At 53.5% G+C, this 21,903-nt stretch carries 27 protein-coding genes and 1 pseudogene; 10 read left to right on the top strand and 18 right to left on the bottom strand.

Features of this window, described 5'->3' with window-relative positions:
- From NTH01S_RS11890 to NTH01S_RS08755, 3 genes and pseudogenes are all read left to right on the top strand, one after another.
- Positions 1 to 269 (top strand): annotated as a pseudogene (locus NTH01S_RS11890) (hypothetical protein); the annotation flags it as partial.
- Entirely contained in the window at positions 266 to 1,381 is a 1,116-nt protein-coding gene (locus NTH01S_RS08760) for a TIGR03364 family FAD-dependent oxidoreductase (protein ID WP_068172552.1), read from the top strand. The pseudogene NTH01S_RS11890 and the gene NTH01S_RS08760, both read left to right, overlap by 4 nt.
- 2 nt (positions 1,382 to 1,383) lie before the next feature.
- The gene (locus NTH01S_RS08755; protein WP_068172548.1) at positions 1,384 to 2,706 is read left to right on the top strand and encodes an amino acid permease; all 1,323 of its coding nucleotides are present in this window, start codon (positions 1,384 to 1,386) and stop codon (positions 2,704 to 2,706) included.
- Positions 2,707 to 2,833: 127 nt separating this feature from the next.
- On the opposite strand, the gene NTH01S_RS08750 is transcribed toward NTH01S_RS08755, so the two are convergent.
- The 3 genes from NTH01S_RS08750 to NTH01S_RS08740 all read right to left on the bottom strand — a co-directional run bounded on the left by NTH01S_RS08750 (position 2,834) and on the right by NTH01S_RS08740 (position 4,111).
- Positions 2,834 to 3,199 (bottom strand): RidA family protein, encoded by a 366-nt coding sequence (locus tag NTH01S_RS08750; RefSeq protein WP_068172545.1) that lies wholly within the window; start codon positions 3,197 to 3,199, stop codon positions 2,834 to 2,836.
- A 66-nt stretch (positions 3,200 to 3,265) separates the two neighbouring features.
- A complete protein-coding gene (locus tag NTH01S_RS08745) occupies positions 3,266 to 3,517 on the bottom strand; it encodes a DUF1150 family protein (RefSeq protein WP_068172575.1) in 252 nt (83 codons plus the stop codon).
- Positions 3,518 to 3,601: 84 nt separating this feature from the next.
- A complete protein-coding gene (locus tag NTH01S_RS08740; protein WP_068172542.1) occupies positions 3,602 to 4,111 on the bottom strand; it encodes an Hsp20 family protein in 510 nt (169 codons plus the stop codon).
- Between the two features lie 171 nt (positions 4,112 to 4,282).
- On the opposite strand from NTH01S_RS08740, the gene def reads away from it, so the two are divergent.
- From def to NTH01S_RS08715, 5 genes are all read left to right on the top strand, one after another.
- Positions 4,283 to 4,837, top strand: coding sequence for a peptide deformylase (def, locus tag NTH01S_RS08735; RefSeq protein ID WP_068172540.1), 555 nt, complete (start codon positions 4,283 to 4,285; stop codon positions 4,835 to 4,837).
- A 7-nt stretch (positions 4,838 to 4,844) separates the two neighbouring features.
- The gene (gene fmt / locus NTH01S_RS08730) at positions 4,845 to 5,774 is read left to right on the top strand and encodes a methionyl-tRNA formyltransferase (protein ID WP_068172537.1); all 930 of its coding nucleotides are present in this window, start codon (positions 4,845 to 4,847) and stop codon (positions 5,772 to 5,774) included.
- Between the two features lie 4 nt (positions 5,775 to 5,778).
- Positions 5,779 to 6,567 (top strand): tRNA pseudouridine(38-40) synthase TruA, encoded by a 789-nt coding sequence (gene truA, locus NTH01S_RS08725; protein WP_068172572.1) that lies wholly within the window; start codon positions 5,779 to 5,781, stop codon positions 6,565 to 6,567.
- Positions 6,568 to 6,734: 167 nt separating this feature from the next.
- Positions 6,735 to 7,577 carry a DUF4422 domain-containing protein gene (locus NTH01S_RS08720; protein WP_068172533.1) on the top strand — a complete coding sequence of 281 codons (843 nt, stop codon included), beginning with the start codon at positions 6,735 to 6,737 and terminating at the stop codon, positions 7,575 to 7,577.
- An 18-nt stretch (positions 7,578 to 7,595) separates the two neighbouring features.
- Positions 7,596 to 8,690 carry a glycosyltransferase family 61 protein gene (locus NTH01S_RS08715; protein ID WP_068172530.1) on the top strand — a complete coding sequence of 365 codons (1,095 nt, stop codon included), beginning with the start codon at positions 7,596 to 7,598 and terminating at the stop codon, positions 8,688 to 8,690.
- A gap of 44 nt (positions 8,691 to 8,734) precedes the next feature.
- On the opposite strand, the gene NTH01S_RS08710 is transcribed toward NTH01S_RS08715, so the two are convergent.
- From NTH01S_RS08710 to dapD, 3 genes are read right to left on the bottom strand one after another with little or no spacing between them, the layout of a single operon-like run.
- Positions 8,735 to 9,349: a hypothetical protein gene (locus NTH01S_RS08710; RefSeq protein WP_068172529.1), complete on the bottom strand. Its 615-nt coding sequence runs from the start codon at positions 9,347 to 9,349 to the stop codon at positions 8,735 to 8,737.
- Entirely contained in the window at positions 9,346 to 10,500 is a 1,155-nt protein-coding gene (dapE, locus tag NTH01S_RS08705; RefSeq protein ID WP_068172568.1) for a succinyl-diaminopimelate desuccinylase, read from the bottom strand. Before dapE ends, NTH01S_RS08710 begins: the two co-directional genes overlap by 4 nt.
- Before the next feature lie 8 nt (positions 10,501 to 10,508).
- Positions 10,509 to 11,339, bottom strand: a complete 831-nt coding sequence (dapD, locus tag NTH01S_RS08700) for a 2,3,4,5-tetrahydropyridine-2,6-dicarboxylate N-succinyltransferase (RefSeq protein WP_068172526.1) — start codon at positions 11,337 to 11,339, stop codon at positions 10,509 to 10,511.
- A gap of 190 nt (positions 11,340 to 11,529) precedes the next feature.
- On the opposite strand from dapD, the gene NTH01S_RS08695 reads away from it, so the two are divergent.
- Positions 11,530 to 12,522, top strand: coding sequence for a GGDEF domain-containing protein (locus tag NTH01S_RS08695; protein ID WP_084367209.1), 993 nt, complete (start codon positions 11,530 to 11,532; stop codon positions 12,520 to 12,522).
- Between the two features lie 4 nt (positions 12,523 to 12,526).
- Here NTH01S_RS08695 and argB read toward each other — a convergent pair whose 3' ends face one another.
- The 6 genes from argB to rpmH all read right to left on the bottom strand — a co-directional run bounded on the left by argB (position 12,527) and on the right by rpmH (position 16,784).
- Positions 12,527 to 13,465, bottom strand: coding sequence for an acetylglutamate kinase (argB, locus tag NTH01S_RS08690; RefSeq protein ID WP_068172522.1), 939 nt, complete (start codon positions 13,463 to 13,465; stop codon positions 12,527 to 12,529).
- Positions 13,466 to 13,496: 31 nt separating this feature from the next.
- Entirely contained in the window at positions 13,497 to 14,165 is a 669-nt protein-coding gene (gene yihA, locus NTH01S_RS08685; RefSeq protein ID WP_068172518.1) for a ribosome biogenesis GTP-binding protein YihA/YsxC, read from the bottom strand.
- Positions 14,166 to 14,171: 6 nt separating this feature from the next.
- The gene (gene yidC, locus NTH01S_RS08680) at positions 14,172 to 15,911 is read right to left on the bottom strand and encodes a membrane protein insertase YidC (RefSeq protein ID WP_068172514.1); all 1,740 of its coding nucleotides are present in this window, start codon (positions 15,909 to 15,911) and stop codon (positions 14,172 to 14,174) included.
- Positions 15,912 to 16,023: 112 nt separating this feature from the next.
- Complete coding sequence (yidD, locus tag NTH01S_RS08675) at positions 16,024 to 16,281, bottom strand: membrane protein insertion efficiency factor YidD (protein WP_068172511.1); 258 nt, start codon at positions 16,279 to 16,281, stop codon at positions 16,024 to 16,026.
- Positions 16,281 to 16,637, bottom strand: coding sequence for a ribonuclease P protein component (rnpA, locus tag NTH01S_RS08670; RefSeq protein ID WP_068172509.1), 357 nt, complete (start codon positions 16,635 to 16,637; stop codon positions 16,281 to 16,283). Before rnpA ends, yidD begins: the two co-directional genes overlap by 1 nt.
- Before the next feature lie 12 nt (positions 16,638 to 16,649).
- Positions 16,650 to 16,784 carry a 50S ribosomal protein L34 gene (gene rpmH / locus NTH01S_RS08665; RefSeq protein WP_068172504.1) on the bottom strand — a complete coding sequence of 45 codons (135 nt, stop codon included), beginning with the start codon at positions 16,782 to 16,784 and terminating at the stop codon, positions 16,650 to 16,652.
- Between the two features lie 142 nt (positions 16,785 to 16,926).
- Between rpmH and NTH01S_RS11605 the strand changes: the two genes are divergently transcribed.
- Positions 16,927 to 17,109, top strand: a complete 183-nt coding sequence (locus NTH01S_RS11605; RefSeq protein WP_084367206.1) for a histidine kinase dimerization/phospho-acceptor domain-containing protein — start codon at positions 16,927 to 16,929, stop codon at positions 17,107 to 17,109.
- A gap of 21 nt (positions 17,110 to 17,130) precedes the next feature.
- Here NTH01S_RS11605 and gloA read toward each other — a convergent pair whose 3' ends face one another.
- The 6 genes from gloA to NTH01S_RS08635 form a co-directional block, all read right to left on the bottom strand.
- Entirely contained in the window at positions 17,131 to 17,547 is a 417-nt protein-coding gene (gloA, locus tag NTH01S_RS08660) for a lactoylglutathione lyase (protein ID WP_068172501.1), read from the bottom strand.
- Positions 17,548 to 17,549: 2 nt separating this feature from the next.
- Positions 17,550 to 18,419, bottom strand: coding sequence for an LpxI family protein (locus tag NTH01S_RS08655; protein WP_068172499.1), 870 nt, complete (start codon positions 18,417 to 18,419; stop codon positions 17,550 to 17,552).
- Positions 18,391 to 19,248: an acyl-ACP--UDP-N-acetylglucosamine O-acyltransferase gene (gene lpxA, locus NTH01S_RS08650; protein ID WP_068172497.1), complete on the bottom strand. Its 858-nt coding sequence runs from the start codon at positions 19,246 to 19,248 to the stop codon at positions 18,391 to 18,393. The genes NTH01S_RS08655 and lpxA overlap by 29 nt, the downstream gene beginning before the upstream one ends.
- Before the next feature lie 4 nt (positions 19,249 to 19,252).
- Positions 19,253 to 19,729, bottom strand: coding sequence for a 3-hydroxyacyl-ACP dehydratase FabZ (fabZ, locus tag NTH01S_RS08645; protein WP_068172494.1), 477 nt, complete (start codon positions 19,727 to 19,729; stop codon positions 19,253 to 19,255).
- Between the two features lie 134 nt (positions 19,730 to 19,863).
- A complete protein-coding gene (gene lpxD, locus NTH01S_RS08640; protein ID WP_068172492.1) occupies positions 19,864 to 20,922 on the bottom strand; it encodes a UDP-3-O-(3-hydroxymyristoyl)glucosamine N-acyltransferase in 1,059 nt (352 codons plus the stop codon).
- Positions 20,923 to 20,954: 32 nt separating this feature from the next.
- Entirely contained in the window at positions 20,955 to 21,869 is a 915-nt protein-coding gene (locus NTH01S_RS08635; protein ID WP_174523615.1) for an OmpH family outer membrane protein, read from the bottom strand.
- Positions 21,870 to 21,903: the final 34 nt, after the last annotated feature.

Here is a 21,903-nt window from a genome sequence, read left to right as displayed (position 1 = left end):
TCAAAGTCGATGATACACCAATTGGCATTGCCGAAGGTCTGAATGCCGGCGCATTGACCGTAGGCGTTGCGGTATCAGGCAACTGCTTTGGCCACTCGGAAGCCGACATTGCCGCCATGTCTTCCGATGAGTTTACCGCCAAGCGCCACGCCGCTTATCATGCGCTACGTCAGGCCGGTGCCCACTACGTCATTGATACAATCGCTGACCTTCCTACCATACTTTCTCAACATGCAGCACAACATCACAAGACTGATGGTGCCGCATGAAACAACCTTATGACATCGCCATTATCGGCGCTGGAATTTGCGGCCTTGCACATGCACTCGCTGCCGCAAAACGCGGTAAACGTTGCATCGTCATAGAACGTAACCTTGCGGCCGTCGGCGCATCCATCCGCAATTTTGGTTTCATCACCGTATCCGGGCAAGAGCGCGGTGCTTGCTGGCAACGCGCAAAGCGCAGTCGTGACATCTGGGCTGACATTGCCGGCCCGGCGGGCATATCTATCACTCAACGCTCAATGCTAGTCCTCGCCCAAAACATCGAGACACTCAATGTCCTTGAGGCTTTCCGAAACGATGACATGGGCGAAGACTGCCGCCTCCTTTCCCGCTCAGAGATGGAACACTACACGGACCTCAAAACCTCTCACCTCAAAGGCGCTTTACTCTCCCCTCACGAACTACGTGTCGAATCCAAAGACGCCATCCCCCAACTCACACGCTGGTTGGCTGAGCACTGGGGCGTAACCTTTCTATGGGGTACCACCGTTCATACCGTTGAACCGCCACACATTCAGACAAGCCAAGGCACCATCCATGCCGAATCTGTCATTATCTGCCCCGGTGATGATCTCCGAACCCTCTTTCCAGAACGCCTCAGCACCTACAGCCTGACGCGTTGCAAACTCCAAATGATGCGCCTTGCCTCCGGCGGCATACAAGCCAACACACCAGCCATCATGTCCGATCTCGGGGTTGAGCGTTACCGTGGCTACCACCACCTCCCGGGCCATAGCGCCCTAAAGCGATGCCTCCAACGCGATAAAAGCGCAGCCCTTGCGGCAGGCGTGCATCTCATTGCCGTCCGCTCAGCCGATGGCTCACAAATTGTAGGCGATTCACACGTTTATATGGACGAGCCCGACCCATTCACCGATGCAGGGGTGGACGAATTAATTCTTACAGAACATGATAGTGTATTCAAACACACCCCACCGGTGATTACCCGGTGGAATGGCTGCTACACCAGTGGCCCTAGTACCATGGTCATGGACCGCGTGTCAGATTCTGTCCGCATCGTCCTCATCACCAGCGGAACAGGGGCCAGCACGTCCTTCGCCATTGCGGAAGAAACCCTCACGGACCTTTGGGGATAACCATGAGCACACCCTCCTCCGGCCTACGCCACACCCTTTCCCCCCGCCTTGTCGGGATGATTGCCGTCGGTGGCGTAATCGGCGCAGGATTATTCGTCGGCTCGACCTCTTTTTTACGACAAACCGGCTTTCTGATTATCCCACTCTACACCATCGCCATTCTGCTCATGATCGCCCAAATGCGCACTTTAGCGCATATGACAGCCCACAAACCAGAAGCCGGATCCTTCATCGGCCAGATCCGTAATGCTTTGGGCGCACGTGCCGGTTTCATCGCAGGGTGGGCCTATGTCCTGTATTGGTGCGCTACCGCAGGTTCCGAAATTATTGCGATTGGCCCACTTTTTAACCAACTCACCGGCCTACCCGGGACCATCGGCATGGTCGGCCTCGTTGCCCTTACCTTGGTCACCAACCTCATCTCCGCACGCGCCTATGCTAGCGGAGAAGCTGCTCTCTCTTTAACGAAGCTCGGCGCGCTTACTCTGTTTATTGCCGTTGGCGTTCTCTCATGGCTCTGGCCCAGCCTGAGCGGGATACACACAAGCAATGTAGGCATCACAACAGCCTCACTCGTCCCAGCAGGCATCGGAGCAGCGCTTGCAACCCTGCCGCTCTTAATTCAAACCCTCACCGGCTTTGAAATCGCTACAGTAGCGGCGATGGAATCCCCAGACCCTGTCCGCAGCGTCTCTCATGCGGCCCGGCGTCTTGTACCACAAGTTGGCTTTCTTCATGTCGCCTCTCTGGCCCTTGTCCTCACAATTGTGCCTATTACGGCCCTACAACCCGGCCATTCCCCCTTCACCACGGCCTTGAGCCATATGGGCATTCCGGTCGGGGCACGCATCCTCACGGCCATTGTCCTCGTCGCGGTCACATCCTGCCTGAACTCAGCACTGTTTGCGGCATCACGCGTGCTTTATGAACTCGCTGAAACACGGGACGCTCCGGCCAATTGCCGCGTTCTCAGCGCCAGTGGCGTTCCTACACGCGCCGTCTTATACACGGCAATTTTAGAATGTGCGGTTGCCGGATTGGGCATCCTCTCACCACATGATGGATACATCATGGCGCTTTCGCTCTCGGCCATGCTCATCATGTTTACCTATCTTTTTGCTAATGCCGCACAAATCCGCCGCCTCTCAACCGCCACATCGCCCGGTGACGCATCACGTCGTATCCTAGCAGCACTCACCTTTCTCGGATTTTCACTCACCTTACTGAGCATTGCCTTTACGCCCGCAGGCCGAAATGACTGCCTCCTCTCCGTAAGCACAATGGCCATTCTATGGATACTCGCCTATTTCACCCACCGGCGCTAAAAATACGCTCCTTTGTCGGCATAAACACAAAAAGGGGCGTCCCCGTATAGCAGGACGCCCCTTCAAATCTCCCGCCTCACGGGAAAAACCACGTGCGCTCTTTTCAAAAAGAACGCCGTCAGTCTGCTTAACTTTTTAACGCCGCAATCGCCGTCAATTCTACACGCCAGTCTGGGTCGGCCAATTTTGCCTCAACCGTCGCGCGCGCAGGCTTATGCCCCACGTCCAACCATGCATCCCATGCACGATTCATCGCGCCAATCTCATTAATATCCGTCAGGAAAATCTGCACTGAGAGCAGACGTGTCTTATCCGTACCCAACTCAGCCAATAACGCATCAACCTGACGAAGAATATCCGCCGTCTGGCCTTCTGTGTCCAAACTGGCATCATCAGCAACCTGACCAGCCAGATATGCCACCCCATTATGCACAACCACACCTGTCAGACGCTCTTCTTCCAAGTGGCGGCTAATATCGTGATGCTGGACCATATACCCTCCCGTTAACGTTCTGATGACGCATGACAAACGTCATACTCCCCGTGCAAGCCAAACGGCTTACTGAAGCATGGTTGGAATCATCTCATGCTCAAGAATGGCATCCATGGCGCTTTCTTCATCATCTGCCACAGCCATCGGCGTACCATCGGCCGCATGAATAATCATAACAGCTTCGCCATCCTCAACACCCGCCCGCACATAAGCGAGACGTGACATACCCAGAACACGCAATTGCTGATCCGTGATATGCCGCAGATCACTTGGCAATGCCTCTTCTGCTGGCTGGTTACTGTCGAAAATATCGGTCAAATCTGAATCCTCTAGGTGCTCCGCTGGCTTATGCACAGAGCACAGCAGAGCAAAAGATAACGCTACGTTAAACGCCGCGGCGCCTTAATCATCCCCAATCTCACGCACTGGGTGAGACCGACGTGACTTCACCACGGGCGGAACAACATCAGGATGGAGCGGTGCGGTGGGTGCACCCGGACGACGTCCCTGAGAGATCGCTATCCGCTTCACACGCACTTCTGGCTCTGGCCGTAAGAGATCAATATGGAGCAAGCCATTATCGAGCCATGCACCACCGATCTCTATCCCTTCCGCCAAGACAAACGCCTTGTGGAACTGCCGGGCCGCTATACCACGATGCAAGAAAACACGCCCCTGCGAATCATCATTTTGACGACCACGAATTACAAGCTGATTATCTTCTTGCGTAATCTGTAGATCATCCATCGTAAAACCAGCGACCGCGAGCGTAATACGCAACGCCGTTTGGCTAATTTGTTCAATGTTATAAGGCGGGTAACCATCTGAGCTGGTTTTGGAAGCCCGTTCCAACATCTGTTCCAAATGATCAAACCCAAGAAACATAGGGGACGTAAAAAGACGACCTGACATAAGCTGAAGCCTCCTCAAGGAGCGAAACAGGGTGATATGGACCCAAAAAGCGGCATCCATCTTGGAATAATATGGTCCTGTTGCCCTTTCACGCAAGCTTTCCTCAGGAAATGACGGCTTATCGCCTCTTTAAGCTGGCCTTGTGCGCCCCTGATCGCTACATCGCACAGCATGAGCGAATTCGATTTTCTGACCGGGATTGAAGACGTCCCGCCCACGCCCATCGTCATTGCCCCTGCCCCCATCCTGCGGCAGGTTACCCGTGACGTGCGTCCTGAGGACATGTCCCACCTCCGCGAACAGCTTCCGGGCATGTTTTCTGCCATGTACAAGGCCCCCGGCATTGGCCTTGCAGCCCCACAAGTTGGGCTAGATATGCGCTTCGCCCTCGTTGATGTGGCAGAAGAAGGTGCAGATCGTAACCCGATGGTGCTGATCAACCCCGAAATTGTCACCGATTCGGAGCAAATGGCCGCGCGTGAGGAAGGGTGCCTCTCCCTTCCAAACCAATATGCCGAAGTGATTCGCCCTGAAGCGATTCGCGTGCGTTTCCGCAATGTCGCCGGAGATATCGAAGAGCTTGATGCCGACGGCCTCCTCGCCACATGCATCCAGCATGAAATGGACCATCTCGACGGCGTCCTCTTCATCGACCACCTCTCTACGCTCAAGCGCAACATGATCATGCGTCGCTTAGCCAAAGAGCAAAAGTTCAGAAGGCGCTAATCACACCATGCGTCTGATCTTCATGGGCACACCGGACTTTGCCGTCCCTGCCTTGCACGCCCTGATGGAAGCCGGCCACGAGATTGTGGCCGTCTATACACAACCACCACGTCCTGCTGGGCGCGGAAAAGCATTGCGCCGCTCCGCTGTCCATGAAGCCGCAGATGCCGCTGGCCTCACCGTACGTACACCTGCACGCGTCAAACGTGACACAGCCGAGCACGAAGCCTTCGCCGCACTCAACGCCGATGCCGCCATTGTAGCAGCTTATGGGCTAATCCTACCCAAAGCCATGCTCGATGCCCCACGCCTCGGCTGCTTGAATATCCACGCAAGCTTACTCCCACGCTGGCGCGGCGCATCCCCCATCCAAACCGCCATCGTTGCGGGCGATACGCAAAGCGGCGTCTGCATCATGCAAATGGATGAAGGCTTAGACACAGGAGCCGTCTTACTCCAAGGCGCCACCCCCATCACAGCATCAGACACCGCCAGTACACTGCATGACCGCTTATCCGCCATTGGTGGCGCATTAATCGTGCAAGTCCTTGCAACGAATCCAAAGGCCACACCCCAACCCGCAGAAGGCGTTACCTACGCCAAAATTCTCACGCGCGATGATGGCCGCCTCGACTGGTCCCGTAGCGCACAAGAACTCGACCAACACATTCGCGGCTTCACGCCATGGCCGGGTGCCTTTACCTCGCTAAACGGCACGACCATCAAAATTGGCGCTGCAACCCCCATCGCATCATCATCCCACACCGCCGAGAGTGGTTGCACCATTGACGATGCGCTCACGATTGCATGTGGCAACGGCGCGGGTGGAGCGACTGCCCTACGCATCGATCGCTTACAGAAACCGGGCCGCAGCATGATGTCTGCCGCAGACTTCCTCCGTGGCCAATCCATCCCCAAAGGGACCCGCTTTGACTGACGTTGTGACTGAAACTGCCATTACTCGTTGGGCCGTCTTAATCGAGTATGACGGAACAGACTTCGTCGGATGGCAACGCCAAAAAGACGGTGTCTCGGTTCAAACATTAGTCGAAGCTGCCGCCTCACGCATCGCAAGCGGGCACCCCGTTTCCAGCATCACCGCCGGACGGACCGATTCTGGCGTCCATGCCGCCGGCCTCGTCGTGCATTTAGACTTTCCAGCCCACACGAACTTTCGCTCCCACCAAGTCCGAGACGGATTGAGCTTTCACCTCAAACCACACCGCGTCGTCGTCCTTGATGCCGCCCCCGTCAGCCTTGACTGGAGCGCGCGCTTCTCCGCCACATGGCGGCGCTACCGGTACACCATCATCAACCGCCCCTCACGTCCCGCCCTGATGGAAGGCCGCGCTTGGCACGTAAAACGCCCTATCAGCATCGAACTGATGCAAGAAGGTGCGAACCGTATGCTCGGCACACATGATTTCTCATCCTTCCGCGCCTCGGCCTGCCAAGCCAACTCTCCTATACGCACCCTCGATGAACTCAGCATACGCAGAGACGGCGAACTCGTTTTCATCGAAACACAAGCGCGCTCCTTCCTGCACCATCAAGTGCGCAACATGGTCGGTTCCCTCATGATGGTCGGCACCAAACAATGGGCACCAGACCGCATCACCCAAGCGCTAGAAGCGCGTGATCGCCGCGCAGCAGGCCAAACCGCACCTTCTGAAGGGCTATGCTTCCTTGCCGTGGGGTATCCTGATGATCCGTTTGTGAGAAAAAATTAAGTATTATGAAATGTTTGGTGACCGTCATCATAGCAAGGAAAAATACATTTTTCACTCTCACATTAAACGCTGAACACCTTGTCATTACTCAGGAATAATCGCACTAATAAGAAAACATTCTTACAAACCCAAACGGTACGCACACTATCACAGCCGAGGATAAGTCAATGCGCGTAAAAATTTTCTCCTGTCATTACCAAAAACCAACCCATACCGTGAATACTGAACTATTCTCTGATTTAATTTCCGGATATCACAGCGACCCTGACGGGGCCTATATTGGCGACCTAGATGGCGTAAACATTGCTGAACAAAATGATTTTAGCGAAATACGCCATCACTATTACGTATGGAAAAATCTTTTAGATGACTACGAATATATCGGCTTTGATCATTACAGAAGAAGATTCTTTATCACCCCAATGCCCTATAACGACCTTAAATCTATTTCACCGCACTACGCCGAACAACGCGACGGGTTTGATACTGACCAAAAACTACACGAAATTCAGCAAAGCCGCGAAGATTTCCTAGACTACTTCACCATACGTAAAAACTTTACCTCAACTGAAATCGATAGCTTCAAACATTGGCTATCCCAGTATGATGTGGTTGTTCCACGTATGTGGCATCTTCATGATCGGCCCGACCTAGAAAGCGAATGGAAAAATAGCGGCCTCCCACCACAAATGTGGGAAATGTTCATTGCGTCCATGCGTGATAAACCTCAGTTCTCTCCGCTTCCCTATCACCCCATCCGAACCTCCAACCATAACAACATCTTCATTATGAAGACCGAGCTATTTGACGAATATATGCATGGCCTTTTCGCCGCCGTAAAAGACCTTGAAGCACTCATGGAAGGAAAACTCGATCCTTTCCCAAGACGATGGGGTTATGTCGCAGAAAAGGCTCTCAACTACTTCATTCTCTCCAAGCGCAAAAAGCACCCCTTCTTTAATGTTGCTCAACTACCTCTCGTTGTTCGTACACTCCATAACGATTTATAAAATAGGCCTTATACGACAATGGACATTCCATCTGGCTTCCACATTGATGACGCTCTTCGAAACCATACTGAAGGCTTCGCATGGCAACTGGTTGCACCAGAAGCAGGTGGCCCCCGACAACCACCACGCTTCACCTTAGGGCCAATTCCAGCCCCCTTTAGTGACTGGTTCTACGGAGACCGACTGGCACCATCCTGCGGCATTTACACGATCGATAATGTCTCACTTGGCTCTGATCGTGTCCTTACCAAAGATGGACACACCATCTTTATTGAACGCACAGGTATGCATGAGGGCTCTGTCCGTGGCGCAGACTCTGCCCCAGAGCCTGACCGTGAACTCCAAATTGACGAAGACGTTGTCATACTCTGCGGCCCGGCCTACCAGATCTATGGTCACTGGCTGGTTGATTTTTTACCGCGTCTCTTACTTCTGCGTGAAGCCGGCTATGCACTGGACAGCCTGAAATACCTCCTGCCACATAATCTTCTAGGCTTCTCATGGACGTGGCTCGAGTTTCTCGGCATTCCACGGGACAATATCCGCACCTATGATGTCGTGCGTGACCGTTGCCACATCAAACGCGCCATCATCCCCACCTGCATTCGTGGCAATTCACGCGCGACACCAATTTTAGGGAAGATATTCCAAGATATCTGCACAACCCAACTAGGGGTGAATCCCTCTACACCACATCGAAAAATCTTTGTTTCCCGTGCCTTATGGGGAAACACCTCACGCCAACTCGCCAATCAAGACTACGTAGAAAGTTTTGTGCAAGAACTCGGTTTTGAGATCATTCACCCCGAAAACCTCAGTATTGCCGAGCAAATCCAAACCTTTTCTTCCGCCCGCATCATCATGGGAGAATATGGATCTGGCATGCATAATTCCGTCCTAGCCCCTCCTGGATGTGAAATCATCACATTACGCGGCACAATGGGGCACCCCGGTTTCTTACAATCCGGGATCTCCGCAGCATGTGGCCAAGAATGCTCTTATATTTTTGGAGAACAAAATGAGCAGACAGGCGCGTTCACAATCCGCGAACATGACCTAGATCTTTTTAAATACTTCCTACCCTTCTTGGAAGCGACGCCCAAAACCATTTAACAGCCCTTGATAGGGTCACAGGCCAGCATCCAACACCGTGACCCTCAGTTCACCGCTATCATATCCGCTAGTACGTTATAATATGGTGGAAGAAGGCGAATAATAATCAGCATAATAACTACTGACAATATCTGAAAAATGGTCACGCATAACGCTTGGAGATGCGTCAGCAATAGTCCAATTTTACTCGTATACCATGTCAGCCATAGACCATAGAACTGAGCCATAACGACTACGCATAAAATACCCTGCGTGCCTATATGCGGGAAAAACCCCTTCAACAACCCTACAGACACTGACATTATAAGCAACGGCAGCCACGCACACCACAACGATGCCGTCGCATACCGCGTCCATAGTCCCTCACGGCGCACCCAACGCGCATAGGCATGCGAAACAACGAGCTGCAACAGCGTACATGTCAAGGGAATCAGTGCCCGAACCAGCCCCAGCCCCCATTCAGTACTTGGCGTTTGGAACGTCAGACCACACGCGATAATCGCCACGGCTAGGCTTGGTGCAAGTGCCGCCATTAACGACGCTACGCCTGGCTCAAAACACACCATGCCGATGCTGCGCCCACGCGCCAACAACCACATTCCCAAAGGGACACTCCCTCCTTTAGGAAGCGGAAAACCCTCTGGCCGCTCACTGCTCACAGCCCAAACCTTTGCATGAACAGCCGATAAATTTCGGTCAATTCTTCCAAACTTTCCACAGCAACATGCTCATCCGTCTTGTGCATCGTTGCGCCCACCAAACCAAATTCTGCCACATCACAATACTGAGAGATAAAACGCGCATCTGATGTCCCTCCCCCCGTATCAAGAGCAGGCACAGAACCTGTAACGCCTGCCACGGATGCCTGTAAACAAGTCACTGCTTCACCCGGTTCGGTCAGAAAGGCTTCGCCACTAATACTCACATCCACCTGAGAATTCGGTGCATGCCGGGCCGTCACGTCACGTATCCACGCCTCTAATACCGCTCCAGTATGGCGGTCATTGAAACGGATATTCAACATTGCACTGGCTTCAGCCGGAATCACATTGGTCGCTGTATTCCCAACATCAACGCTCGTGACCTGCAAGGACGATGGAGCAAACCACTCACTCCCTTCATCAAGCACACGCCCCGTCATCTCGCTTAAGGCCGCAAGAAGGCGGTGGATTGGATTATCCGCCCGGTGCGGATAGGCAACATGCCCCTGCACGCCCTGCACGACAATCCGCGCGTTCATGCTTCCACGCCGACCAATCTTGATGGTTTCCCCCAAGAAAGACGGATTCGTCGGCTCTCCAAGCAAGCAGAAATCCGGCAATTCGCCACGTTCTGCCAACCACTCAATGACCGGCTTGGTGCCATAATGCGCAGGTCCCTCTTCATCCCCCGTGATGAGGAATGAAATAGCACCATGCGGCTCTCTTTCTGCCAGTAAGCGCGCTACTGCCGCCACGGAGCACGCCAAACCGCCCTTCATATCCGCAATGCCGCGCCCATACAGCATGCCATCTTGGATAACGGCCTCAAACGGATCATGCGCCCATCCCTGACCGGGCGGCACCACATCCGTATGCCCCGCAAAACACAAGCGCGGTTTACCCTCACCACGACGAGCGTAGAAATTCGGAGTCGGCGCATCTGCAGGGCCAAACGGCAACTGCGTTACGGTAAACCCTAACGCTTCTAACGCCGTGATCAGACAGGCCTGCGCCCCATCATCAACCGGTGTGACAGAACGGCAACGCAACATGTCCTGCGCCAATTCAACAGGATCCGTGAATGGCGCAGACGCAACAGCAGAAGTCATACTCAAGATTAGTCGCGCAGCAGATCGTTGATTGACGTCTTAGAACGTGTACGCTCATCAACACGCTTCACGATAACAGCACAGGCCAAAGAGGGCTGACCCGGCTCCTTCGGGGGCAGCGTGCCCGGCACAACAACCGAGTAGGCTGGCACACGGCCTTGGAAAATTTCACCGGTCGCACGGTCCACAACCTTCGTGGATGCACCGATAAATACGCCCATAGACAGCACAGCCCCGCGCTCAATGATCACGCCTTCTGCCACTTCTGAACGCGCACCAATAAAGCAATCATCTTCAATAATCACCGGAGCTGCTTGCAGTGGCTCAAGAACGCCACCAATACCCGCACCACCGCTGATATGAACATTCTTACCGATCTGCGCACAAGAACCAACCGTTGCCCATGTATCAATCATGGTGCCGCTATCAACATAAGCGCCAACATTTACGAAGCTCGGCATCAGCACAACATTTGGCGCAATAAACGCTGAACGACGCACAACAGCACCCGGAACCGCACGGAAACCGGCTTCAGAGAAACGGAACTGATCCCAGCCTTCAAACTTCAGCGGAACCTTATCAAAGCCAGAAACGCCCGCACAACCACGCTCCATGACACGGCTATCGTTCAGGCGGAAGGACAGCAGCACAGCTTTTTTCAGCCATTCATGGACAACCCAGCCATCTGCTGTTGGTTCAGCAACACGGCGCACACCAGCATCCAAATCACGCAGGACGGTCTCAATGACCTCACGGTCCGCCCCCTCGGTCTGCGAACTGAGAGTCGTACGACGTTCCCAAAGAGAATCGATAGCGGTGCGCAGCGTATCCTGAGACATGATTTTACCCGTCAGAAGCTAAAAAATAGGGCCGAACCATGCTGCCCGGTCCCTTTAATGTCAACGCCAGAAATAGCAACCAAAAATCAACATTAACCTTTTATTTATCCTTTAGGCTTAAATTTAAAGGCATAAATCCTATACTGGGCTTTCCTGTACCCATTCCATCCTCACTCCGGAGCACATTGCTATGTATCAGCCAGGCACCCGTACGCTCCTTGAACGCACCCCCCCTATCCCCAGCACAGCACCGCCACTCTGGAATCAGGCAGCACTGACAGACACACTCCTTAAAATACGCCGCGCCATCCTGCCTCACCTCGGAGCTGCGGCCGCACTGTCTCATCTTACGACCATATCTCCCGTGAATATGGTCCTGTTCCAAGGAGACACTGCACCTGAAGAGAGCAATATCCTTCACCAAAGCGCCCCCATCCCTCCCCAACTTGTCACGGAACTCCTTCCGCATGGCTTAAATGTTCTTACGCCTGAGACACGTATCATTCATCACGCCACCCACCACGCCGTCCTCATCTCCGACATTATACGCAGTCAAAAGCCTATCGGCCTTATCTGCTGGCACACACAGCCTTGGTCACATCATGACATCACAACGCTGCAAACCATTCTCTCAACGCTCGGCGGACTTCTAGAACTTGATGCTTTGCACAGGCGCGTACACGCCAATACGCATTATGACATCTCATCGAACTTACTAAACTGGCAGGGTTTCCAAGCCGAGATCACACGCCGGTGCCGCAGACTTGACCGAGACCAAAAAGCTGCGACCCTCATGCTGGCCTATATTCCCGGCCTAGATACACTCGTATCCGAACGAGATTTCCAAAGTTTCGAGGATGCTTTGTCTCAAAGCGTCACATTATTACGCAACGCCGTCCGCCCAACTGACGCTCTAAGCCGCCTAAGCGGTAACACCTTCGGCCTTTGGCTTGATGGCGGAGATCGCTTCGCCATTGCAGAACGCGCAGAGCGCATGACAGCACATGGCGTTCCCATTCTCATAAACCCGCCCGTACACTTCCCACTCCATATCGGCCTTGTAAGCCGTGAAGCTGGAGACATCGAGGGAACAGCCAATACTCTTCTTGAGCGCGCGACATTGGCGCTCAATACTGGCCTGCGGGAAGGCGTAAAATGGCGCTTCTTCCACGAAGCGCCATAAAATATCAGGACGCCTTAATAAGCGTACCCGGCCCAGCACGCGTAAACAATTCCAACAAACATGTATGCGGAACACGACCATCCAAAATGACCGCAGCCTTCGCACCCGCACGTACCGCCTGCAAACAGGTTTCCACTTTCGGGATCATCCCGCCAGAAATTGTCCCATCAGCAATCAAACGCGCCACATCATCAGCCGTCAGTTCTTCAATCAGATTGCCCTCTTTATCCAGAACACCCGGCACATCCGTTAACATCAACAAACGAGACGCATTCACGGCACCAGCAATAGCGCCCGCCGCCGTATCGGCATTGATATTATAAGTCTCCCCGTCTTTGCCCGCGCCAACAGGCGCAACAACAGGAATCAGACCCGACCCCAGCAAGGCATACAGCACACGTGGATCAATCTTTTCAGGTTCACCCACGAAGCCAATATCTAACGGCTTGTCTTCACCCGTCTCCGGGTCCCGCTTGGTCCGTTGAATACGACGGGCCTGCAAAAGCCCACCATCTTTTCCCGAAATACCAACGGCCAAAGCACCCGCGCGATTAATCAACTCCGCAACTTGCTTATTGACCGTACCCGCCAACACCATCTCGATGACATCAATCATCGCTTGGTCGGTCACCCGCAAACCATCCACAAAAGTGGATTTCAGATGCAAGCGGTCCAGCATGGCGCTAATCTGCGGCCCACCACCATGAACCACAATCGGATTGATACCCACCAATTTCAACAAGGCGATATCATACCCGAAGGCATTGGCCAGCTCACCATGCCCCATAGCGTGGCCACCATATTTTACAACAATAGTATCACCAGCATAACGCCGCAAATACGGTAGTGCGCTTGCAAGAATAGACGCCTGCATCTGGGCCTCATCCGTATTGATGATAGGCGGCGCAACAGGCAACTTCTCACTATGTGTTTTCGCGTTCATAGCTGGGGCAATATCCCTTGCTTACACTCAGTCAGGACTGAGTCGTGTCATCTGACGAACGGGCGAAACGTGTAATTTCGCCACGGAGATCTTCGATCCCCTCACCCGTTTCACTACTGGTTACAATCACACGCGGATAAGCCGCAGCATGCTTTAGAGCCAGCGCCTCAATCTCTTCGCGCTTTTTCTTGAGAGCCCCCGGCTTCACCTGATCAGCTTTCGTCAGCACGATCTGGAACACAACCGCAGCACGATCCAAAAGCTCCATCACGTCTTTATCGGACGCTTTCAGCTCAATACGCGCATCCAGAAGCAGAATAACGCGTTCAAGCGTTGTCCGTCCGCGCAGATACGCGAACATCGTCTCCTGCCAATCTTCTTTGACGGATTTAGCCGCCTTCGCAAAGCCATAACCCGGCATATCCACCAGAGCCAAACGCTCAGACAGATTAAAGAAGTTCAATTGCTTCGTACGGCCCGGCTCAGAAGAAGCACGCGCCAAAGCTTTACGCCCGGTCAAAGCATTAATCAGGCTCGATTTGCCAACATTAGAACGCCCTGCAAATGCCACTTCCGGCAAATCAATCGGCGGCAGTTGGTCAATCCGGGGAGACCCAAAATAGAAGGTACACTCCCCCGCAAAGAGGAGGCGCCCTTCTTCTACCAATTCCGGTGACGGTGGCCCTGCTATCTCACGCATGCTCGCTCAGCGTCCCTTTTTCGCCGTCGTCACCGGTACCGGCAACGTCGTACGGCTTTGAATGAAAGCTTGCTGTGCAAAGGTCAGCAAGTTGTTCCATGTGTAATAAACCAACAAGCTCGCTGGGAAGCTGGACATGAAGAACACATAAACCAGCGGCATAAACTGCATAATACGCGCTTGAGCAGGGTCCATCGTCACTGTGGTTTGACGCTGTAACAGCCAGAACGTAATGCCCAACGCTGTACCCCATACGCTAACATGCAGCATGGAAATATAAGCGGTTGGATCAAATGGCAGCAAACCAAACAGATTAAAGATATTCGTCGGATCTGGGATCGACAGGTCATGAATCCAGCCAAAGAACGGCGCATGACGTTCATCAATGCTGATATACAGCATCTTATACAGACAGAAGAAAATCGGCGCCTGTATCAGCATCGGCAAACAGCCACTTGCTGGGCTAACCCCTTCTTCTTTGTACAGCGCCATGACCTTTTGGTTTGCCGCCATCGGGTCATCTTTATGACGCTCCCGGATTTCCTGAATTTTTGGTGCCAACAAACGCATACGCCCCGAAGAGGCTGATGCTTTCGCCGCAAGCGGAAAAAGAATGATCTTCACAATCAAAGTCAACGCCATCAACGCCAGACCAAAATTGCCCAGATGCACATACAGCCAATGCAGCAGCGTCAAAATTGGACGGGTCAGGAAACTGAACCAACCAAAATCAATGGCCTTATCCAGATCTGGCACATGCAGGTCACGGCTATAGGACTGCAATAAGTCGACAACCTTCGCGCCAGCAAAGATATGACTGTTCATCGAGATAGAGCCATTCGGCATAATCGTCTGAGCGCTTTGCGCCGTGAAACCAACACGGTACGAACCCGCCGTTCCCGGCAGCCCCGGCACAAACCCGAAAGATGCTGACACAGGTGCTGTCGACTCAGCCAAGACCGCCGTCAGCCAGTACTTGTCGCTCAGCCCGACCCAACCACCGGTACCATTTTTAGCCCAATAGGTGTGGTCAGGATGCGTCGCAGCATCACGAAGGTTTTTATAGCTCTCATCATTCAGGCGGCCATCCATAACGGAAACCGGGCCTTCATGCTCCGTCCATGACCCACCTTGCGCTTCATAATCACGCTGTACCCGCTGGTACGGAATCAATGAAACAGGCGTCGTGCCGTGATTTTCTACCGTCTGCTGAACCGCAATCACATAATGACTGTCTATGCTCAAACGAATGATAAAAACTTGGCCCTGCCCATTGTCCCAATGCATCGTGACGGGGTGCGTCGGGTCCAAAGCGTCATCATTGCTCTGCCATACCGTATTCAACTCCGGCAAAGCCGCGTTAGAGCCCGGAGCATTCTCCCAGCCAATGACCACATAACTCGGAGCAGCACTCCCCGGTGCGCTCAACAAGCGTACCAGCGGGCTGTCCTTTGCCAATGTCTCACGGTACTTCGTCAGCACCAGATCATCGAGCAAAGCCCCTTTAAGTGTGATTGACCCTTGCACATCTGGGCTGCGGACCGTCAAACGACGCGCTGCAACAGCCGGTGCAGCATTCTGCGCCGCATCCGTAGAAGCAAGAGAGGATTGGGAGCTCACAGGCGGAGTCGCCGCTATCTGAGCGGGAGCATGCGTGGCAGGAGCTGGCTTCGGCATGAAATAATCAAAGCCGATTAGGATCAGGCCGGAGAGGATAGTGGCCGCAATAATGCGCTTGATGTCCATCGGGCGGGTGCCGGTCTTTCGTCGTACGAGAATAAGCTTGCGCTTCAAGTGGAGGAAAAAATTCCTCAAAACAATAGGCAAGCTCTCTTTTTCATTAAGAGGTCACCCAAATTCAGGCTGAATCAGGTGGAGGCGGATAATCAATGCCACCCTTTGACCACGGATGACAGCGACAAATGCGCCGTACTGTCAGATATCCACCACGCCAAGGCCCATGCTGCCGAATCGCCAAAAGGCCATACGTGCTACACCCCGGCTCAAAACGACAATTTTGACCAAGGAAAGGGCTGACACATAGCTTATAGGCTTTGATCAGCAGCACAAACACACCAGAAACACAACGCGACAGCCAATAGCCGACACTATGCATCAGCGCTTTGACACTTTTATCATCGCTTGGCGCAGATCATTTTTTAAAGCAGAAAAATCACGCCCCCGCGTTCCTTCTCGCCCAATCAGCACGAAGTCACCGGATGGCAAGCCCTCATCACGCGCCACTAAACGCAGGGCTTCTCGCAAACGACGCCGCGTCCGGTTACGGACCACGGCGTTGCCTACTTTTTTTGTGACGGTAAAACCGACACGCGTCTGTTTTTCAGCCTCAGCACCTTCATGAAGAAGGCCTTGCACCACCATCCCCGGAAGAGCGGCCTTACGCCCTCTCCGCGAGAGATGAAGGAACTGGGAGCGCTTTTTTAAGCGTCCCGGCTGTTGATCAGACGACAGGGAAAGAAACCCTTAAGCAGAGAGCTTTGTACGGCCCTTGGAACGACGGTTCGCCAGAATGTTACGGCCACCGACAGTTGCTTTACGTGCACGGAAACCGTGACGACGCTTGCGAACCAGCTTAGAGGGTTGATACGTGCGCTTCATGACATCGATCCTTAACGTCTTTTGCGCCCGCCCTGCTGACGAACGCGTCGATCGGGCGCACGAAACGCCCGTTGAATGTGACCCGGGCGTATAAAATGTGGTATCGATTCTGTCAAGAAAAGAGCGAAAGAACCATCAGATCATGCCCAATTCGTCACAAGACGAGGCCGCACAGACACGCCACGACCTCCGTAATGCCCTCGCAAGCGCGCTCTTATGCGCAGAAATGCTAGAATCGCACCAAGACCCTACCGTACAAGACCACGCTGCAACGATCATACACTCTATTGATCGCGCCCTCGCTTTACTCCGACCGCCCTCTTAAGGGCGAGTCGGTCCACAAGCCTCACTTAAAAGCTTCAACATTTTCCATATTTTTACGTTCAATCAGCTCCAGCTTGTAACCATCTGGATCTTCAACAAACGCAATGACCGTCGTGCCGTGCTTCACAGGTCCAGCCTCACGCGTGACTTTCCCGCCACCTGACCGAATCCGCTCTACCGCAGCAGCGACATCCGGCACACCAACCGCGAAATGGCCAAACCCTGTCCCAATGTCGTAATCTTCTTCTTGGTCCCAGTTATAGGTCAGTTCAATCTCAGCCTGACCATGTGCATTGTCAGCAAAGCCAATGAACACCAACGTATAACGCCCACCGCGCACTTCGTTACGACGCAGCTCTTTCATGCCTAAAAGCTGATAGAAGGCTAAGCTCCGGTCAATATCACGAATACGGACCATCGTATGAAGATAGCTGCTCATTGTTATTCCTTAAGATCGTCTGTTGTCAGCCCATACAAAAACAGCCCGTAACGATCTGCTTGCGCGATACACCGCACCGGGTCCGTCAAGAGCGTAACACCAGGTTGGAAGGCAACGCCACGCAAACCATTGCGAGCAGCATTTTCGAGAGTCTCAGGGCCGATAGTGGGCATATCTGCACGCAAATCTTGGCCTTGTTTAGGCATCTTCACCAAAACACCGCCACTACCAGCCTGCATCAGTGAACCACAACGCCCCAACATGGCGTCCGTCCCCTCAAGAGCCTCGACAGCTAAAACAAGACCATTTTGTACCACACAGCCTTGGCCAATATCCAATTGTGCCATTGTGCGCAGCACAGAAACGCCACGCGCAATGTCGGCCCGTGCCTGCATATCAGGCGCAACGCGCCCTAATGCCCCGGAATGACCCGTCGCATTCTGCAAGAATTCATGCGCGCCCCGGACTACAAACCCTTCTTCTCCCAGAACGCGCACAACCGCACCGAGCAGACCATCATCCCCAAGGAAAATAGCCCGCCCTAGTCGCGCCAAAATCCGCGCGCCTTCACCATCCGGACGTAAATCACGCCATGCAGGACGGCGCACTGGACCGATCAAGACAAGCTCACGACAGCCCCTACGCTTTAATGCCGAGAGGATTTCTCCAGCCGCAGCCAAACGGAAGACTTCATGAGGATATGGCGCCAGCAAAGGCAGTTCCGCAAAATCACGAAACGCCACAACAAACACATCGTGCCCACGTGCTTGCGCAGCAGCCGCGACTTGCGCTGGCAAGGGCCCGGACCCTGCCAGGATACCAACACCCCGCCTTGGGCTTGTATCAGGCACCTTCAGTCTCAGCTTGTGCATCTGGGCGTGCAGCACGCGTCAAACCACGATGGCTCGGCGCTTCCATAAAATCGAGCATTTCAGCAATACGTGGCAAATGCCCATATTCTTGCCGAACATGCGCAATGCGCGCTTCCAATACATCGTTACCCTGCCCATGGCGTGGATATAATGTCCGAAACGCCTTACGCATGGCCTGCATTTCGTCTGACGTCACACCAGAGCGCTTCAAGCCAACCCAGTTCAAACCAACAAGACGCGCTCTATTCCCCAGCACACTGCCATACGGAATCACATCCATTTCCACACCGCAGACACCGCCAACCACGGCACCACGTCCAACACGTACAAATTGATGAACAGCAGCCGACCCCATGACCCGCGCGCCATCACCAATTTGAACATGCCCGCCCATCACCACGTTATTCACAACGATCACGTAGTCACCAAGCAAGCAATCATGCGCGACATGTGCGTTCGCCATGATAAGACAATTCTTACCAACACGCGTCAGCGCTTCGCCTTGTGCCGTGCCACGATGAATCGTCACATTCTCACGAATGACCGTCCCGGCACCAACCTCACAAAGCGTTGGCTCCCCTGCGTATTTCAGGTCTTGCGGAGCCATCCCTATGGTTACAAACGGGTAAACCTCTACCCCATCCCCCAAGGTCGTGTGCCCATCTACAATGACAGAAGCATGCAAATGCACACCCGCACCCAGCGTGACATGCGGGCCAATCTGGCACCACGGACCAATGCGCACATTTTCACCAATACGCGCACGCTCATCGACAAGTGCTGTCGGATGAATATCCACCGTTTCCGGCCGTTTACCCGCTATATCCATAAGATCAACCCATGATCATGGCACTGAACGTTGCTTCTGCCACGGCAACACCGTCACAACGTGCAATGCCTTTGAATTTCCAAACATTACCGCGAGAACGCTCTTTCACAACTTCAATACGAAGCTGATCACCCGGTTCAACCGGACGGCGGAACTTCGCGCCCTCAATCGTCATGAAATAAACGAGCTTACCTTCGAATGCTTCGCCCAACGTCAAAACAACCAATGTTGCTGCTGTCTGCGCCATAGCCTCCACAATCAACACGCCCGGCATCACCGGACGGCCAGGGAAGTGGCCTTGGAAGAAAGGTTCGTTAAACGTGACATTCTTGATGCCAACAGCCGATTCCCCGGCTTTGATCTCAACCATCCGATCAATCAACAAGAACGGATAGCGATGGGGGATTGCCTGCATGATTTGCAGAACGTCAATTTTTTCCGGAATCACCGGGGCGTCTACGCGGTCAGTGTCTGTCACAATCCCCCCTCCGGGCTCTTGATCAAGAACCCATTCGTCAGTTTTTTAGCGGTTAACACAATGTTTGTGCCCCCCTTTAGCAAAAGGGTCACATTTATGCCATCCACCATTAAAACACTTGAATCGCGTAACGTTTCCTAAGACCCCTCAGTCTTTCGTGCAGAAAGCTTCCGGAGTGTTGCAACATTACGGAAAAACTCACGAAAGGGCATAGCCGGACTACCGATGACATCAGCCCCGGCATCCACATCGGACATCACACCACACTGTGCACCAATGCGGGCTTTATCACCAATTTTAATATGCCCAATCAAGCCAGCTTGCGCCGCAACCGTGACAAAGTCACCCAACTCAGTAGAGCCAGAAATACCAGCTTGCGCCACAACAATACAGCATCGCCCTAAGCGCGTATTATGCCCAATCTGAACCAGATTATCGATCCGCGAACCTGCACCGATGACGGTATCTTTCATCGAACCGCGATCAATGGTCGAATTCGCACCAATCTCCACACCATCTTCCAGAACGACAAGTCCCAGTTGTGGCACTGTTTCAAAACCCGCAGGCCCAACCGCAAAACCGAAACCATCTTGCCCAATCCGCGCACCGGGGAACAACGTCACACGTTGACCCAACCGCGCATGAGAGACAGATACATGGTCATGAATACGGCAGCGCTCACCGATCTCAACGCTTTGACCTACACTGACATGCGCACCAATAATTGTACCGGCACCGATACGCGCACCGGCACCAATCACGGCAAACGGACCAATCTGGACATTTTCGCCCAATACCGCCCCGTCTTCAATGACCGCAGTCGGATGACATTCACCCGTTGACGGTGGCGCTGGGTGAAACGCTGACGCGACTTGCGCCCATGCCAGATAAGCAGACTTACTGACTAAAGCTGCCGTACCTTCTGGACGTTTATCCGCAAATGCTGGCCCCAGAATAACGGCGCCAGCCCGCGTTTCTGCCAAAAGCGGCAAGTAACGGCGATTATCTAAAAAGCTTACTTCATCAGGCCCCGCCACATGCAAAGGAGCAACACCACGAAAAACCGTGCCACCGCCCTGCTCTGCTGGCTTCAATTCAGCGCCTGAAACTGCCGCTAATTGTTCCAAAGTAAACGGACCGGAACGCTGGAAAAAGCGTGGGTCTCCAGGGCGTGTATCCTGCCCTGAAGATGCCATTGATGAACGAACAGTCTCAGACACGATGAACCTCAGTGCGGCTGACGCAGAACAGATTGTGGCTGACCATTCTCCACAGGAACTGGGGTCGGCTCTGGTGCCGCAGAACGTTCTTCATCAGCCGTTGTTGGCATTTTGCCAGACTTCGCAATTTGTTCAGGATCAACGCCATCCGCAGGGATATACACGTGCGGCAGCACCTTGTTCAGCTGAGCAATGACCTCATCCGTAATATCATGCTCACCCACATGCAAAACCACTTGCTCTGAATGCAGAACAAGATTCATACCATGGGAACCTGCAACACTCGCAATAATGCCGCTTGGCTGTTCAAGTTCACGCTCAATCTGATGATACGCAACCTGAGCCGCTTCCTGCAAAATACGCGCCTGATTACCGAACTCACGCTGATCTTTCGCACGACGCTCTTGCAAATGACGTTCACGCAGTTGGATTTGATCCGCACTCAGGCCACGCGCTTGCGCTTGCAGCTTCTGTGCTTCTTCACGCCAAGCAGCCTCCTCATGCTGCACTTCCTGCGCCAAATGGTCCCGGCGCGCACCCAAAACCTGCTGGATTTCCTGTTGTGCGCTGGACATCTGCATCACAGCTTGCACATTAATCACACCCACCACAACCGGCGGTGGCGTCGTTGATTTTGCCAATACTGGCGGTGTCGGCACGGGCGGCAAAGGCAAAACTGGCGGAGCGCGCTGCGCCTCTGGAGCGGCCTGCGCATCTTCTTCCGACATTGGAGCGGGCTGCTCTACAACATGCCGCGCTACCGGGCGTGGTGCAGCTTCTGGCTGTGCACTTTTAGGCACGAACCAACCGCCGTTTGCTGATTGAGCTTGTGCAGTCGGCACAGAAAAACCCAATGCCGTCCCAACGAAAGCACCCAGCATAGCACTGACCTTGGCCGTGCGTTTCAGCGAAGTCAGGGTCATAAACACCTCTTTTTTTAAATAGCATGTAAGGAGT

Origin of the sequence: Neokomagataea thailandica NBRC 106555, from assembly GCF_001598495.1 — a bacterium.
GTDB lineage: Bacteria > Pseudomonadota > Alphaproteobacteria > Acetobacterales > Acetobacteraceae > Gluconobacter > Gluconobacter thailandicus_A.
This window is presented reverse-complemented; position numbering and strand designations above follow the sequence as displayed.

Coding starts and splice junctions, on each gene's coding strand:
- fmt (WP_068172537.1), top strand. CDS start 4,845: ATGCGTCTGATCTTCATGGGCACACCGGACTTTGCCGTCCCTGCCTTG.
- NTH01S_RS08740 (WP_068172542.1), bottom strand. CDS start 4,111: ATGTCAGGTCGTCTTTTTACGTCCCCTATGTTTCTTGGGTTTGATCAT.
- dapE (WP_068172568.1), bottom strand. CDS start 10,500: ATGACTTCTGCTGTTGCGTCTGCGCCATTCACGGATCCTGTTGAATTG.
- NTH01S_RS08715 (WP_068172530.1), top strand. CDS start 7,596: ATGGACATTCCATCTGGCTTCCACATTGATGACGCTCTTCGAAACCAT.
- NTH01S_RS08720 (WP_068172533.1), top strand. CDS start 6,735: ATGCGCGTAAAAATTTTCTCCTGTCATTACCAAAAACCAACCCATACC.
- NTH01S_RS08760 (WP_068172552.1), top strand. CDS start 266: ATGAAACAACCTTATGACATCGCCATTATCGGCGCTGGAATTTGCGGC.
- argB (WP_068172522.1), bottom strand. CDS start 13,465: ATGAACGCGAAAACACATAGTGAGAAGTTGCCTGTTGCGCCGCCTATC.
- yidC (WP_068172514.1), bottom strand. CDS start 15,911: ATGGACATCAAGCGCATTATTGCGGCCACTATCCTCTCCGGCCTGATC.
- NTH01S_RS08655 (WP_068172499.1), bottom strand. CDS start 18,419: ATGCACAAGCTGAGACTGAAGGTGCCTGATACAAGCCCAAGGCGGGGT.
- gloA (WP_068172501.1), bottom strand. CDS start 17,547: ATGAGCAGCTATCTTCATACGATGGTCCGTATTCGTGATATTGACCGG.
- lpxA (WP_068172497.1), bottom strand. CDS start 19,248: ATGGATATAGCGGGTAAACGGCCGGAAACGGTGGATATTCATCCGACA.
- NTH01S_RS08755 (WP_068172548.1), top strand. CDS start 1,384: ATGAGCACACCCTCCTCCGGCCTACGCCACACCCTTTCCCCCCGCCTT.
- rpmH (WP_068172504.1), bottom strand. CDS start 16,784: ATGAAGCGCACGTATCAACCCTCTAAGCTGGTTCGCAAGCGTCGTCAC.
- NTH01S_RS11605 (WP_084367206.1), top strand. CDS start 16,927: ATGCCCAATTCGTCACAAGACGAGGCCGCACAGACACGCCACGACCTC.
- dapD (WP_068172526.1), bottom strand. CDS start 11,339: ATGTCTCAGGATACGCTGCGCACCGCTATCGATTCTCTTTGGGAACGT.
- NTH01S_RS08750 (WP_068172545.1), bottom strand. CDS start 3,199: ATGGTCCAGCATCACGATATTAGCCGCCACTTGGAAGAAGAGCGTCTG.
- yidD (WP_068172511.1), bottom strand. CDS start 16,281: ATGCATAGTGTCGGCTATTGGCTGTCGCGTTGTGTTTCTGGTGTGTTT.
- lpxD (WP_068172492.1), bottom strand. CDS start 20,922: ATGGCATCTTCAGGGCAGGATACACGCCCTGGAGACCCACGCTTTTTC.
- NTH01S_RS08635 (WP_174523615.1), bottom strand. CDS start 21,869: ATGACCCTGACTTCGCTGAAACGCACGGCCAAGGTCAGTGCTATGCTG.
- NTH01S_RS08695 (WP_084367209.1), top strand. CDS start 11,530: ATGTATCAGCCAGGCACCCGTACGCTCCTTGAACGCACCCCCCCTATC.
- def (WP_068172540.1), top strand. CDS start 4,283: ATGAGCGAATTCGATTTTCTGACCGGGATTGAAGACGTCCCGCCCACG.
- yihA (WP_068172518.1), bottom strand. CDS start 14,165: ATGCGTGAGATAGCAGGGCCACCGTCACCGGAATTGGTAGAAGAAGGG.